The following is a 14,598-nucleotide window of genomic DNA, read 5'->3' as shown; positions in this document are numbered from 1 at the left end:
AGTGCTGATTATTGATCCTAAAAGTGCTGCAGCAAAGCTTTTTTCCACTGCTGGTACAGCTCTTCGTACCGCGGTTGCAAAGCACCGGGTTCTACCAGCGCCAGCGGCTTCATATTGCGGAAAGCTTCTTCTTCCGTTTTATAAATGCCGGCGCCAATGCCTGCACCCAATGCAGCCCCCACCGATCCGTCGCAAGGGTATAGTTCTACCGGTACGCCGGTTACATTTACAAATGCTTCGGTAAATACGGGGCTTAAAAACATGTTGGCCTTGCCTGCACGGATGATGGCCGGGTTCATGCCGTTTTCCCGCATGATGTCGAGGCCGTAGCGAAAAGCAAACGCAATCCCTTCCTGCCCGGCACGAATGAGGTGTGCACGGCTGTGCAGGTTCAGGTCGAGGCAGTGCAGGTGTGCACCTATCAGTTTATTGCCCAGCATGCGTTCGGCGCCGTTGCCAAAAGGCAGTACCAGCAAGCCATCGCTGCCCGGCGCTACAGATGCCGCTTCTTCGTTCAACTGCGCATAACCTACACCGGGAGCCACCGTATCGCGCAGCCAGCGGTTGAGGATGCCCGTGCCATTGATGCAGAGCAGCACGCCCAGGCGCTTTTGATAGCCGCTGTGGTTTACGTGGGCAAATGTGTTGATGCGGCTTTGCGGGTCGTAAGTAAGCTGGTCCGAAATGCCGTAAATAACGCCTGATGTACCGGCAGTGGCGGCTACTTCGCCAGGCTGCAGCACGTTGAGGGAAAGGGCATTGTTGGGTTGGTCGCCCGATTTATAACTTACCGGGATGCCGGCTTTTAGGCCCAGTGCTTCGGCAATATTTTGCTCCAAATATCCATGCTCCGAAAAAGTAGGCTGCACGGTGGGTATCAAGCTTTTTTCAAAGCCAAAAGCCTGCAGCACGTCCTGCGATATGGCTTCGTCCTGGAAGTCCCAGAAAATACCTTCGGAAAGCGATGATGGAGAGATGGTGGCCTGGCCGGTAAGCTTCAGGGCAATGTAATCGCCGGGCAGCATTACCTGCGCAATTTTTTGAAACACCTGCGGCTCTTTTTCTTTTACCCAGGCCAGTTTGGCCGCAGTAAAATTGCCAGGAGAATTGAGTAGGTGAGAAAGGCTGCGCTCCTCGCCTATTTGCTGGAATGCTTTTTCGCCGTAAGGAATGGCGCGGCTATCGCACCAAATAATTGAATCGCGCAGTGCATTGCCGTTGCTATCCACCGTAACCAGTCCGTGCATTTGGTATGCAATACCAATAGCGGCAATATCGGTTGGTGCAAAATCGTTGCCCACGGTAGCCTTGCGGATGGCGCCCTGCACGTTCTCCCACCATTCGTCGGGGTTCTGCTCGGCCCAACCTGGCTGTAGCGCTTTGATGCCGGTCTCTTTTTCGGGGTACTGCGCCTGCGACAACACCTGGCCGGTTTCGGCATCAACAACAGAAGCTTTAATGGAGGACGTTCCTAGATCAATTCCAAGCAGGAGCATGGGCAAGCCGTTTAAATATGGTGGGCAAATTAGACCTGTTTGCCGGGGCAGCCTACTACTTTTTTATTGATTCCTTATTCGATCTTATTCGGATTGTTATTTTCAGGAAATAATAATGCTTAATATTGTTGCATGAGGTTGCTTGTTGAAAAACTCCCGCTCAGCGAAAACACATCGTTTGTGGCCCGCACCCACCGCACCCCGCATTTTGAAGTGCCCTGGCACCAGCACGAGGAGTATGAGTTGATCTTATTTACCGAAGGTGCCGGAATGAGCTTTGTGGGCAACCATGTGGGTGAGTTTGAAGTGGGCGATGTGTATTTTTTGGGCGCCAACCTGCCGCATACTTTTCAAAAACGCGGCGACCTGGTGACGAGTGCCGTAGTGGTGCAATTTCGCGACGATTTTTGGGGACCGCAATTTTTGGAGCTGCCCGAAAGCCGTGGCGTAAAGAAATTATTGCAGTCGGCAGCACAGGGTTTTAAAGCAAAAGGAAGCCTGCCGCAAAAGCTGGAACCGCTGATCAAACAATTAGAATTTGCACGAGGTTTTGAACGGTTGTTAATATTGGGACAATGCCTGCACTTGCTGGCGGGCAGCACCGAATGGGACACACTGTCTACGCAGGAACTGCGCCCCCTACAGCTCCGCGACCAGGAGCGCATCGACCGCATTTTCCAACACACCATGACGCATTTCCGCGAACCCATTTCATTGGAAGAAATTGCAGCTGTGGCCCGCATGAGCATTCCTGCTTTTTGCGCTTATTTTAAAAAGCGCACCAAAAAAACCTACATTGATTTTGTAAACGAAATGCGCATTGGCTATGCCTGCACGCTGCTTGCCGATACAGAGCAAACGGTGCTGCAGGTTTCGTACGATAGCGGGTTTAATACGATTGCGCATTTTAATAAACAGTTTTTGAAATTAAAAGGAATGACGCCGTCAAGGTTTCGGAAAACTTTTGAGGAATCTTCGTTTGCATGAGGGAAGTAGTGAATGGTGAGCGGGCAATGGTGAATGAGGTCGTGAAACGTCAATCGTGAAAGGGGCAGTTGTGAGCCGCGAGTTATGAGTAGGCAGCAGGGTTCGCATTGGGTTTGTAATTTTTATTTAACGCTAGCTTTTCTATTAGGGCATTAATGCAATCAATCGCTTTGTCCTTTCTCATTAGCATTTCCGCACTGAACCACTCCTTGATTTGCTGGGCCACTTTGCCTGTCATCCTGACGAAGGAAGGATCTGAACTTTCCGAAATTGTACGCTTTGCAACACCCAGATGCTTCGCTGCGCTCAGCATGACAACGGCAAAACACTGATGTGATTGCGGAAATATTACAGCGTGATATTTTGCATTTGAACACACCTGTCGCAATTATTATCCTTGTTCCGAAGAACAAATAAAAAACGCCCACTATCTACTCGCAACTCACGACTCATAACTCACAACGCCTCCCCCTTCACGATTGACGTTTCAAGTTTCACGAATTCACATTCACCATTGCCCAGTCACCATTCACCACTTCCCCGCACAACTTTTCCACACCTTGCTAAACATTTTAGGAAACGGCCGTACTTTGTATGAAATAAGGAAGTATGCCAACACATATAAAATGCCCTACATGTGCCACTGCTTTCGATGTGGAAGATGTGCTGTCGGCGGATGTGGAACAGCGCCTGAAAAGGCAATATGAACAACAACAGCAACAGCTGCTGACCCAGCTGGGCGCCGAGAAAAAGAAGCTGGAAGACGAGCAGCGTTCCTTTGAGGAAAAACGCAAAAACCAGAACGAACTCTTTGTGCAAAAGCTGCAACAGGAAAAAGCAAAACTGGAAGCACAAATGCAGGCCGACCGCCAGAAGATGGAAACCGAAATGCAGCAGCAGATCCGCAAATCGGTGGCTGCCGATTTTGAAAACCAGTTGCGCCTACTAAAAGAATCGGACCGCGAGAAAGAAGAAAAACTGCGCACTGCCCAGCAAAAAGAACTGGAGTTTATGCGCAAAGAGCAGGAACTGAAAACACGGGAGGCCGAACTGGAACTGGTGCTGCAAAAAAAGCTACTGCAGGAACGCAATACATTGATGGAGCAAATCCGCAAGGAAGAAGAACAACGCATTTCCATAAAAGAAGAAGAGCACCGTTTTCGGGTTAAAGACCTGGAGCTGCAGCTCGACGAACAAAAACGCCTAATTGAAGAAATGAAGCGCCGCGCCGAACAAGGCTCCATGCAGCGCCAGGGCGAAGTACAGGAGTTGGTGCTGGAAGAACTGCTTAAAGACCATTTCCCGTTTGACCTGATTGGCGAAGTGGGCAAAGGTGTGGAAGGCGCCGATTGCATTCAAACCGTTCGCAACCGCAACGGGCAGGATTGCGGCACCATCATTTTCGAAAGCAAACGCACCAAAACATTCAACAACGCGTGGATCGATAAACTAAAAGCCGACATGCGCAGCAAGGGCGCTGATGTGGCCATCCTGGTAACGCAGGCTTATCCCAAAGAAATGACCTGCTTTGGCGAGAAAGACGGCGTGTGGATCTGCTCCTTTGCCGAAGTGCTGGCGCTTACCAATGCCCTGCGCCACACCATCATCCGCGTATCGGAAACCACCAAGGCGGAAGAAAACAAAGGCGAGAAGATGCAGATGCTCTACACCTACCTCACAGGCAACGAATTTCGGCAAAGCATTGAAACCATCGTGGAAGGCTTTTTGTCGATGAAAAACAACATTACAAAGGAGCGCATCCAGATGGAAAAGATGTGGAAGGAACGCGAAAAGCAACTGGAAAAAGTGTTGCTCAGTACATCAGGCTTGTACGGCTCGATTAAAGGCATTGCCGGTGCATCCATTGGCAGTATTGCCTTGTTGGAAGAGGGTATGGAGGAAGAGGAAGAAAGCCCGCTGCTGTTGAAGTAGCAATGGCATGACTGAGGAAAATGCAATTTGCCCAACCTTATTCGTGTCAACAAAAAGAGCAGAATGAAATACCGTTTTGCTCTTTTTGCTTTTTATAACTACTCCAAACGACAATAGTGCGGCTGTGAAAAAACAGTGCGAACATCTGGCTAGAAATGCGGGCATCGCCCATCTCAAAGCATCCGACCAATTGTTTTTTGATGCGCATTTGTTAAACGTGCAACGGATGGAATTTAACTTCCATGTGCTGATGAACACATTTACCTATCGACTAGTTTTCATCACCCCACCACATAACTCAACCACACCCCATCCAACAACCGCGAATGAACTTCCAATGCTTCCGGTTCCTCTTTTTGAAACACCACCTGCATTACCATTTTCCCTGCGCCGTCGGCGGCACATTGTCCAATCTGGATATGTTCTTTAAAATCCACCTCGCCAGCGCCATACCATTTAAACACCGCTTCCTTGCAACTCCAGATCAACGTTGCTACCAGCGCATCTAAAGATGCACCGCCTACATGCACACTACCCCATGCGGCATACACACCTGTCCATTCCGCATTGGATGCAAACTTTTGCCGGATGCGCACAGCCTTCTCCGTTACCACCTCAATGTCCACCCCCACGCGGCTATGGCGGCTTACAATGGCGGCGGCATAATCGCTGCAATGCGAAATGGAAAAATGAAAGGCCTCGTCTTCCAAAAATGGCTTGCGGGTTTCGGCAATGCGAATCAGCTCCATCGGGAACTGCGGCGCCAGGTGGTGCAACAGGTAGCGGCCCGCCAGATGCTGCAGCCGCTTGTGCGGGTGGCTCACAGCCCGCTGCGGTACTGCACGACTGCGGTAAAATTCCTCATCTTCCAGAATATGCCATACCGCCAGTGAGGTATCGTCGTTAATGGTCCGTTGAAAAAGAAGCGGCATGATGCTGATTTTTGTTACTTTGCCCCGCAGCACAAGCGGCGCCGGGCGCCACAAATTTGCACCAATAAAATTCAACAGCACCCATGATCCTTTCCGATAAGCGCATTTTGGAAGAAATTGAAGCCGGAACTATCAAGATTGAACCATACCGCCGCGAGTGCCTGGGCAGCAACAGCTACGATGTACACCTGGGCAAAACCCTGGCCACTTACCGCGAACATATCCTGGATGCCAAAAAACATAACACCATCGAAACCTTCGAAATTCCCGAAGAAGGCTTTGTGTTGTACCCGCACATCTTTTACCTCGGCGTCACCGAGGAGTACACCGAAACCCATGCGCATGTGCCTTTTCTGGAAGGCAAGTCATCTACCGGTCGCCTGGGCATTGATATACATGCCACAGCAGGCAAAGGCGATGTTGGTTTTTGCGGCAACTGGACGCTGGAAATTTCGGTAAAGCAACCCGTGCGGGTGTATGCCGGCATGCCCATTGGTCAGCTCATTTACTTCCCTGTGGATGGCGAAATTGAGATCAAATACAACCAAAAGGCAAATGCCAAATACAGCGGCCAACCCAACCGCCCCGTGGAAAGCATGATGTGGAAGAATAAGTTTTAACGCCTGTTTTCGTCAACGATATTTTTACAGATTCCATCCCTTCAAGAGATGGAATCTTTTTTTGTAGCCAGCAGTTGTCATGCTATTGGGCCCCCGTTGCGTCGCACACTTGTACGTTCTGTATCGCTATTGTGCTTTGCTCATGCACCTGGAGTGAACCTTCGCCTTTATGCAATGTCATGCCGAACTTGTTTCGGCATCTCCAACATCTCGCGGAGTTTACTATTGTACAAGGAGATGCCGAAACAAGTTCGGCATGACAAACTCTAATTGTAATAATTGTCCTACACCAACGCTGAAATCATACTCTTTGATTGCAATGCTCTTTGCCCACCAATCATGCTTTTTGCCCTGTCATCCTGAGCGAAGCGAAGGATCTGAGCCGGCACCAGCACCACTTTCGAAGAAAAAGTAAGCCCACTCTTTTGCATCATATTTTACATTTACAACACTCAGCTGCTTCGCTGCGCTTAGCATGACAACGGCAAGGCTCCGCACATCAACACCAAAAGCCTCGATGAGCAACATGAAAAAAGAAAAAGCCACACGGATCAAAACCCGCATGGCCTTTATCGAACAAATACAATAACCACACACACAGTCAAAACAAATGCATCAAAACGAAATAGCATCCGCACCTTACTGGTTCAAATGCCAGATCGTTGCGGTAAGGATGCTGGCAAAACTGACCCAGGCAATATACGGCACCATCAGCCAGGCGGCCGTTTTACTGATGCGGGCAAATGCAAATATGGTGAGTAGGATGGCGATCCACAGCACAATGATCTCCACCAGTGCCCAGCCGAGTTGGTGTGCCCCGAAAAAGATGAGCGTCCACAAAAAGTTCAGCACCAGTTGCACCACCCACAGGGTCATGGCGGGGCGCTTTACTTTTTCCGGTGCGTTGCTTTTCCACACCAGGTAAAAAGCAATGCCCATCAGCACATACAGCGTGGTCCACACCGGCCCGAATATATAGCCCGGTGGGTTCCAGGATGGTTTTTGAATCTGCTGGTACCAGCTGCTTTCGCCAGTGTCGGTAAACAATACGCCGGACAAGCCAGCAATTTGCGGCATTGCCAGTGCAATCAATAATTTAACCCAGTTCTTCATTGTTCCATTTTTGTGGTTAACAAAAATCTGTTCCAGTGGTTGCACTACCTCATTAATCGTTCCAACCCCAACGCATAGCCGCAAAAATCAAATAGCAGTGCGGCCATGCTTTTTCCCAAAAGCCACCAGCCACGACACCACCTCGTTGTAAGCCAGCTTGCCCTGCGGCTGTTTGTTCCAGCGCAGGTAGGCATCATAAAACCAGGACATATAGGGCTCCACAGGGTTGCGGCTGCGCTCCAGGTATTGGGCAAGCGCCTGCAGGTCGCGCTGCACCCGGGGCGGCGCCGCCTGCCGGTACTGGCGGGCCTGCGCTGTATCGCGTTGGCGTATGTCGGACAGGGTATACAGGAACATTTCAAAATAAACGGCATAGCGCATGTGCGGGTCGGACGATTGGTGGCCGGCCAGGAAGGCCACAAAATTGGCTTCGCTTTCCTTGGCATAGCCCAATTGGTGGGCCATCTCGTGGGCCGTTACAAAAGGTTTTAAAAAATGGGGGATTGAAGTTTTGATCTGCGCTTCGCCGGTAAATGGGTTGTAGTAGCCGGTAAAACCCACAAAATGCCCCACCGCCGAATACAGCGACGGCTTTACCGAAGGTGCCTGATAGGTTAGAAAAGGCAGCCGCTGCGCTACCTCGCTATAGGCCTGCACGCCCTGTGCCTCCAAAAAACTATTATCATCGAGGCGGGTACGGGCCGCTGTGTCAATGAGAGGCGCAGTTTCCTCCAGGCGGGTTTGCAGTTGCTGCGCCAGTATGTCCAGGTCGCGGAGCTGGTAGGGCAATACTTTCAGGTCCATTTGTGCGGCAATGCCCTGCCGGCTATAATTGAGCCCCCAAAAAGTTTGAAACACGAGGTACACTACCAGCGCACCTTTTAGCATTTGTCCCAACAGGCGCTGCAACAAATGCCGCTTTGGGCCGCCCTGCCGCCACCGGCGCACCAGCCGCGCCGCTTTCCAGATTAGAAAAATTACCGCTGCCGCATACAGCAGGTCGCCGAAGCTAAAGGGCAGCCAACCCAGCCCGGTGCGCAACACTTTTGAAAAAGGCGGGTAAAAACCAAGGCTGTACCACCGCTCCACCAGCGCGGGGCTTTGGGCCAACAGCCCAAGCAGCAGGGCAACCACGAGTAAAAGGGTAACTTTGCGCAACAGAAATGGGCGGAGAAACATGCTCAACAGGGGAATGCGTTAAAATATTAGCCCAAACTAACCCATTTTGGCATAATTTCTCTACCTTTGCCCACCTTAAAAATCGAAGTCGATGAGCAGCCGCCGGGAATATGAGATTGCATTTGTGGGTCTGAAGCCGGGGTTGCACGAGTTCGTTTATAAGATAGATGACCGGTTCTTTGAGGAATATAACGAGCAGGATTTTAAAAATCCCCGCGCCGAAGTAAAGCTCATTCTGGAGAAAAACAACTCCTTTATGCTGCTGCGCTTTGAGGTGGGCGGACAGGCTGAAGTGATCTGCGACCGATGCAGCAGCAACCTGCCCCTGCAGTTGTTCGATGAATTTACCGTAACGGTAAAAATGACCGACAACCCCGATGAGGCCAACGACAGCGAAGAAGACCCGGACATTTTTTACATCAGCCGCACCGAAAGCCATATTGATGTAAAAGACTGGATCTACGAGTTTGTGAACCTGAGCATACCGATGCAAAAGACCTGTGCTTACGAAGCCATGGACGGACCGCATTGCGACCCGCAGGCCCGCGAACTGCTGAACAGCATGAAGCCTGAAGAAGGTAAAGAAAACCCGGTGTGGAAAGGACTGGAACAGTTCCGCAACCTGGGCGAAGAAGAAAGTTGATAGTTGACAGATGATCGTTGATAGTGTGTTCAATTATTCACCATTTACGATTCACATTTGACCAATAGCATTACCGGACGATGAAGTGAGTGACACAACCGAAGACGAACAAAGAGACAAAAGCCGGTGACCAAAAAATAAAAACAAAATAATCAGCAATTTAAATTACTGAGTTATGCCAAACCCCAAACGCAGACATTCGCAGCAAAGAAGTGCGAAACGCAGAACCCACTACAAAGCTGTGGCTGCTACGCTTACTACCGACAGCGCAACCGGTGAAATTCATGTGCGCCACCGTGCCCACGTAAGTGAAGGCAAATTGTACTACAAAGGACAACTGGTTGCCGAAAAAGCACCGCTGAAAGCGTAAACGAACTTTTTTTGGATAAAATCCATAACCCAAAAGCCCAACGGCCGGGTTATGGATTTTTTTATTTCTGGATACCATGACAATCGGCATTGATATGATGGGCGGCGACTTTGCCCCACAGGAAGCAATTAGCGGTATTCAACAATATTTCAGTGAAACGGGCAACCCGGCCCGCCTGGTGCTGCTGGGCGACGAAACCCAGATTGCACCCCTGCTGGCTGCCCTGCAACTTCCCGAAGGCGCCTGCCGCCTGGTGCACGCCCCGCAGGTAATAGGCATGCACGAGCACCCCACCCGGGCACTGAAAGAAAAACAGCAATCCTCAATCGCCATTGGTTTTCACCTGCTGGCCTCCGGCAAAATGGACGCTTTTATTTCGGCAGGCAACACCGGCGCCATGCTGGTGGGTGCACTCTACAGCGTAAAAGCGCTGGAAGGCGTGCTGCGCCCCACTATTGCCACCATTATTCCCAAAGAAAACGGCGCCACCGGCCTCCTGCTCGATGTAGGCCTCAACTCCGACTGCAAGCCCGAGCACCTGAACCAGTTTGCGCTGATGGGTTCGGTGTATGCACAAAATATTTTGGGGATCGCCAACCCACGGGTGGCCCTGCTCAATATTGGCGAGGAAGAAGGCAAAGGCAACCTGCTGGCACAAGCCACTTACCCGCTGCTGAAAGAAAATGCGCAGATCAACTTTGTGGGCAACGTGGAAGGCCGCGACCTGCTGCTGGACAAAGCCGATGTAATGGTGTGCGACGGGTTTACCGGCAACATTATTCTGAAACTGGCCGAGTCGCTTTTTGAAGTAACGCAGAAAAAAGACATCCAACACGAATACCTGGAGCGTTTCAATTTTGAAAACTACGGCGGCACACCGGTGCTGGGCATTGCCAAACCCGTAGTGATCGGCCACGGCATTTCGAAAGGCAAGGCATTTAAAAACATGATCCTGCTGGCCGAGAAAATGGTGGAAAAAGAAGTGATGCAAAAACTGGCCGCCGAAGTGGTGGCTTAAGCAAAAAATTTATGGTGGTGCGGACCATTTGCCTGCTTATTGCAACCGTGTATGCGGTTGCCGGCTGCAAGCCCATTGCCGCACAACTGTACCAGCCGGTGGTGGATACTTTACTGCTGCCGCTGGGCAACGATACGGTGCAGGTGCACCAAAGCCGCTATGGCGATGCACCTGCACCGTTTTTTGTGCTGCTGCACCACAACGAGCAAACCGCTAATGAAGCCGCACAGCAGCTGCTGCAACAGCGTGGTGGTGTTTATTTGGCGGTGCAAAACGGGCGGCAGCGGCTGGTGCGTTTCCGCCTCGATGGCAAGGCCCACCAGTTTGATCCGAACCGGATGTTTACGCCACTAGGCGCAGAGCAATCGCTGAAATTATTGGGTGACTACACGCCGGCAGCACTGGAAGCAGTGTTGCAATTAAGCGATACTTTGCTTTCGCTCCTCCCCGATTCGCTGCCGCTTATTGCGGTGCACAACAACACCGAAAACGCTTACTCTTTGCTTTCTTATTTTCCAGGCGGCTCGTTTGCAAACGAAGCGGCCGATGTGTTCCGCAATGCGGAAATGGACCCCGACGATTTTGTACTCACCACCGACAGCGCACTATTTTACCAGTTAAAAGAACAACGCATCAACGCCGTGCTGCAACACAACGATGGGGCGCAGGACGATGGCTCGCTGGGTTTTTTGTGGGGTAAAATGGGCCGCAGCTATACCAATGTGGAAGCACAATACGGGCATGGGCCGCAACAAACCAGGATGATTGAAGCCGTGTTGAAAGCGCTGGATAGGATGCGGTCAAACGAATATTAACCGCACCAGCTTTGTCTTTACTAGATACGTTGCAGGCACAAACACCTCACCTACATTTCACCAACGTCCCCGCCAGTTTTTCCGTTCTGCGTAATCACTTTTCCCGATCCGGCATATTCCGCAAAATGCAATGCCCGTGCTTTGCAAAAAATTTCCAAACAGGTGAAGAGATATATACTTTCGATGGCGGCGGTGATGGCATTGGCAACCGCCGGGGCTCAGGAAAACGGATTGGCATTTACCAGCGCACCGCCAAAAATTTTAATCGACGAAGTAAAAGCCGGCATTATTGAAGGCCGCGTTACCACTACCGATACACAACCCGCAGCAGGCGTAAGCGTTGACCTGCAGGGCACGGGCAAAGGCACCATTACCGACGAGTCGGGCTTTTTCCAGTTGCGCAATGTAAAACCCGGCAACTATGTGCTCGTGGTTTCGTTTGTGGGCTTGCAAACAAAACAGCAGGCAGTAGTGGTAAAAGAATCGCAAACGGTGCAACTTTCACTTTCGCTTACCGAAGATTCGCGCCAGCTGCAGGCTGTGATCATCCAGTCGTATAAAAGCCTCAACGAAAAGCCGGTGGCTATTGGCAAAGTGGCCATTGCACCCATGGACCTGCCGCAAAGCATTGCCGTAATTGGCAGCGAAGTGATCCGCGACCAGCAGGCACAGCGCCTGAGCGATGTGATCAAAAACGTAAACGGCGTTTACCTTTCCACCACCCGTGCCAGCACACAGGAAAACTTTTCGGCACGTGGCTATTCCTTTTCCAGCACCAACCTGTTTAAAAACGGTGCCCGCATCAACCCCGGCTCGATGCCCGAAATGAGTTCACTGGAAAAAGTGGAAGTGCTCAAAGGCAGCGCCGCCATTTTGTACGGGCAGGTAGCACCCGGCGGCGTAGTAAACATGGTAACCAAGCAACCCAAGTTCAGGCACGGCGGCGAATTATCGATGCGCATAGGTTCGTACGATTTGTACAAACCCGCATTTGATATTTACGGTCCGCTCAATGGCAAGGTGGCTTACCGCATCAACGGCACTTATGAAAAAGCCGGATCATACCGCGATGTGGTTGGTTCAGAGCGTTTTTATGTAAACCCTTCGCTGCTGTTTAAGCTGGGCAACCGCACCGAACTGGTAGTGGAAGGCGATTACCTGAAACACAATTTTACCCCTGATTTCGGCATTGGTTCCCTGGACAACACAAAGATCCCGGATGTGCCGCGCAACACTTTTTACGGCACGCCCTGGCAATATGCCCAAACACAGCAGGCCACTGCAACCGCTACGGTAAAACATGAGTTGAACGATGCATGGACCCTGAACGGCTCACTGTCGTACCAGAAATACAACCGCGATTATTATTCGACCGAACGCATCCAGGCAGCCCGCAACGGCGACTGGAAACGGCCCTTGGGCAGAACCTACACCGAAGAAGACTATTACACCGGCCAGCTGAACCTGAATGGTAAAATTAAAACCGGCCGCCTGCAACACACCATCCTGGCAGGCCTCGATGTCGACCGCTACCTCACCAATAACATTGCATTTAACCAACCCGCTATCTACGATTCGATCAATATACTCGACGCCAGCAAGTATGTGCGCCGCACCGATATCCCGGCTGCAGAGCGCATCCGTTCGGTGGATATCCCGATGAACCGCTATGGCGTGTACGTGCAGGATCTGATCCAGGTTTCTTCGAAATTCAATGTGCTGGCTGGCCTGCGTTATACGTATGTGCAAACAAAAGGCGCCGACTCCACCAACCTGCTCACAGGCAAACAAAGCAGGGGCAAAGACAAAACCGACAAGGCATTTTCGCCACGCCTGGGCCTGGTGTATAAACCCACTGAAACCACTTCGATCTTTGCATCGTACGCCAATTCGTTTAACACCAATACCGGTGTGGATGTGGACGGCAACACGCTGAAGCCTTCGATCATTGACCAGTATGAAGTGGGCGTGAAGAATGACTTCTTTGGCGGCCGCCTTTCGGCCAATATCACGGCATACCGCATTGTCAACAACAACCTATCGCAAACCGCACCGTTCCTAAAAGATGGCGTAACGCCAAACAACAACACTGCCATCAAGGCCCTTACCGGCCAAACCACCAGCGATGGCGTGGAGCTGGACCTCACCGGGCAGCCAATGGTTGGCTTGTCGTTGATGGCCGGCTACAGCTACAACTACATGCGCTACACCAAAACGCCTAATGCAAAAGGCAACTATGTGGAAGGCGAACGCCTGGTGAACACGCCGGCACACACCGCCAATGCCAGTGCATTTTATACCCTGCACACTACTGCGCTGAAAGGCCTGAAACTAGGCGCCACAGCCAACTATGTGGGCAACCGCTTTGGTGGCTGGAACAACACCAAAGAGCAAACGCAAACCTACTCGAGGCTGATGGAAGTGGATGGTTTTGCTACCATCGACCTGAGTGCCGGTTATACTTATAAAAAAATGTCGGTGCTGGCTAAAGTGTCGAACCTGACCAACACCTACAGCTATTACATGCACGAAAACTACAGCATCAACCCCATTCCGCCGCGGCAGTTTGTGGCCACTGTTGCCTATCGTTTTTAATTTAATACCTACAAGCCCTAACGCATAGGCACCAAGCAAAAACGACGGACTTAATCAGTCCGTCGTTTTATTTATTTGAATCGTTCTATAAATGTTAGCACCTTAGTAAAGCTTTTTAGTAAACCCTTTCTTTCAATTTACTCAATTTGATCAGGTACTTGCCCGCCTCCCCAAGTTCATAGGCACTTCCGGGCCTGCTTACAAAATGATAATGCTCTTTGACATTTGCTTCAATGGTCCAATTTGCACCATCACTAATTGTTGGAATTTGATAAACAGCAATCTCCCAATAATTAATTTCGCGCAGCATAGATTCAAACTTGTTCCATTCCTTCAAGCTTAGCATTCTTGTTTGATCAAAGATCATGTTTGCGCACCTGTCTGCTTTTCTTACCAGCATATCCGTTCTTGAACTGTCTACCATGTATCCCTCGTTAAAATATAGCCTAAGATCTATGCCAGGATAAACACCCGCATAATCATCTTCAAACTGAGGTTGCCTATCCAATATTTTCGTAGTTAACCAAACTACTCCTTCACTTTTTGCAATGGAAATGCACACCGGATTTTCGAAAGAGCGGAGCCAGAGCAGCCGATAAACATCATGTTTGATATTACTTTGGTGTAGGATGGGTTCATTGAAATTGTATAGTGCGGAACCATACCAACTCTGAACGAAACTATCATGCTTCGGCTTCTGATGAAAGCTATTTCTGGGAAAGTAAAATGCTAAACTGTCATCAGGTCGTTTCCATTCGTCGATCAACTGATTGCCTACGACTATCGTTGTGTCGTCATTTGTTTTGCAAGCGCAAAACAAAAAAGTGAGCACAGCAACAGCAAACAATCTTTGCATTTCAGCAGTTTAAAAATGAGATCAATTTGATCAAGTTGCACT

Annotated in this window: 14 protein-coding genes; 8 read left to right on the top strand and 6 right to left on the bottom strand. The window is 50.3% G+C overall.

Translation table 11 applies throughout. From position 1 onward, the window contains the following. Positions 1–17 precede the first annotated feature (17 nt). On the bottom strand, positions 18–1,496 hold the full coding sequence (locus tag DRJ53_RS07170; protein WP_114234928.1) for a xylulokinase: 1,479 nt from the start codon (positions 1,494–1,496) through the stop codon (positions 18–20). 132 nt (positions 1,497–1,628) lie between these two features. Here DRJ53_RS07170 and DRJ53_RS07165 point away from each other — a divergent pair, with 132 nt between their 5' ends. Next, positions 1,629–2,483, top strand: coding sequence for an AraC family transcriptional regulator (locus DRJ53_RS07165; RefSeq protein WP_114234927.1), 855 nt, complete (start codon positions 1,629–1,631; stop codon positions 2,481–2,483). 609 nt (positions 2,484–3,092) lie between these two features. Then, complete coding sequence (locus DRJ53_RS07155) at positions 3,093–4,415, top strand: DUF2130 domain-containing protein (RefSeq protein ID WP_114234925.1); 1,323 nt, start codon at positions 3,093–3,095, stop codon at positions 4,413–4,415. A 281-nt stretch (positions 4,416–4,696) separates the two neighbouring features. Here the strand turns inward: DRJ53_RS07155 and DRJ53_RS07150 are convergent, their stop codons facing one another. Next, positions 4,697–5,347 carry a 4'-phosphopantetheinyl transferase family protein gene (locus tag DRJ53_RS07150; RefSeq protein WP_114235049.1) on the bottom strand — a complete coding sequence of 217 codons (651 nt, stop codon included), beginning with the start codon at positions 5,345–5,347 and terminating at the stop codon, positions 4,697–4,699. A gap of 83 nt (positions 5,348–5,430) precedes the next feature. Between DRJ53_RS07150 and dcd the strand changes: the two genes are divergently transcribed. Next, complete coding sequence (dcd, locus tag DRJ53_RS07145) at positions 5,431–5,967, top strand: dCTP deaminase (protein WP_114234924.1); 537 nt, start codon at positions 5,431–5,433, stop codon at positions 5,965–5,967. Positions 5,968–6,321: 354 nt separating this feature from the next. On the opposite strand, the gene DRJ53_RS07140 is transcribed toward dcd, so the two are convergent. From DRJ53_RS07140 to DRJ53_RS07130, 3 genes are all read right to left on the bottom strand, one after another. Continuing rightward, positions 6,322–6,522: a hypothetical protein gene (locus DRJ53_RS07140; protein ID WP_123893419.1), complete on the bottom strand. Its 201-nt coding sequence runs from the start codon at positions 6,520–6,522 to the stop codon at positions 6,322–6,324. Positions 6,523–6,606: 84 nt separating this feature from the next. Then, positions 6,607–7,080 (bottom strand): TspO/MBR family protein, encoded by a 474-nt coding sequence (locus DRJ53_RS07135; protein ID WP_114234922.1) that lies wholly within the window; start codon positions 7,078–7,080, stop codon positions 6,607–6,609. Positions 7,081–7,167: 87 nt separating this feature from the next. Then, complete coding sequence (locus tag DRJ53_RS07130; RefSeq protein WP_114234921.1) at positions 7,168–8,259, bottom strand: DUF3810 domain-containing protein; 1,092 nt, start codon at positions 8,257–8,259, stop codon at positions 7,168–7,170. Positions 8,260–8,350: 91 nt separating this feature from the next. On the opposite strand from DRJ53_RS07130, the gene DRJ53_RS07125 reads away from it, so the two are divergent. The 5 genes from DRJ53_RS07125 (at position 8,351) to DRJ53_RS07105 (ending at position 13,700) form a co-directional block, all read left to right on the top strand. After that, a complete protein-coding gene (locus DRJ53_RS07125) occupies positions 8,351–8,902 on the top strand; it encodes a YceD family protein (protein ID WP_114234920.1) in 552 nt (183 codons plus the stop codon). 175 nt (positions 8,903–9,077) lie between these two features. Beyond that, a complete protein-coding gene (gene rpmF / locus DRJ53_RS07120; protein ID WP_114234919.1) occupies positions 9,078–9,272 on the top strand; it encodes a 50S ribosomal protein L32 in 195 nt (64 codons plus the stop codon). A gap of 76 nt (positions 9,273–9,348) precedes the next feature. After that, positions 9,349–10,290, top strand: a complete 942-nt coding sequence (plsX, locus tag DRJ53_RS07115) for a phosphate acyltransferase PlsX (RefSeq protein ID WP_114234918.1) — start codon at positions 9,349–9,351, stop codon at positions 10,288–10,290. An 11-nt stretch (positions 10,291–10,301) separates the two neighbouring features. Next, complete coding sequence (locus DRJ53_RS07110; RefSeq protein WP_114234917.1) at positions 10,302–11,105, top strand: hypothetical protein; 804 nt, start codon at positions 10,302–10,304, stop codon at positions 11,103–11,105. A gap of 162 nt (positions 11,106–11,267) precedes the next feature. Beyond that, on the top strand, positions 11,268–13,700 hold the full coding sequence (locus tag DRJ53_RS07105) for a TonB-dependent receptor (protein WP_241558486.1): 2,433 nt from the start codon (positions 11,268–11,270) through the stop codon (positions 13,698–13,700). 115 nt (positions 13,701–13,815) lie between these two features. On the opposite strand, the gene DRJ53_RS07100 is transcribed toward DRJ53_RS07105, so the two are convergent. Further along, entirely contained in the window at positions 13,816–14,556 is a 741-nt protein-coding gene (locus tag DRJ53_RS07100; RefSeq protein ID WP_114234915.1) for a hypothetical protein, read from the bottom strand. Positions 14,557–14,598: the final 42 nt, after the last annotated feature.

Source organism: Paracnuella aquatica (genome assembly GCF_003332885.2).
GTDB classification, from domain to species: domain Bacteria; phylum Bacteroidota; class Bacteroidia; order Chitinophagales; family Chitinophagaceae; genus Flavisolibacter; species Flavisolibacter aquaticus.
This window is presented reverse-complemented; position numbering and strand designations above follow the sequence as displayed.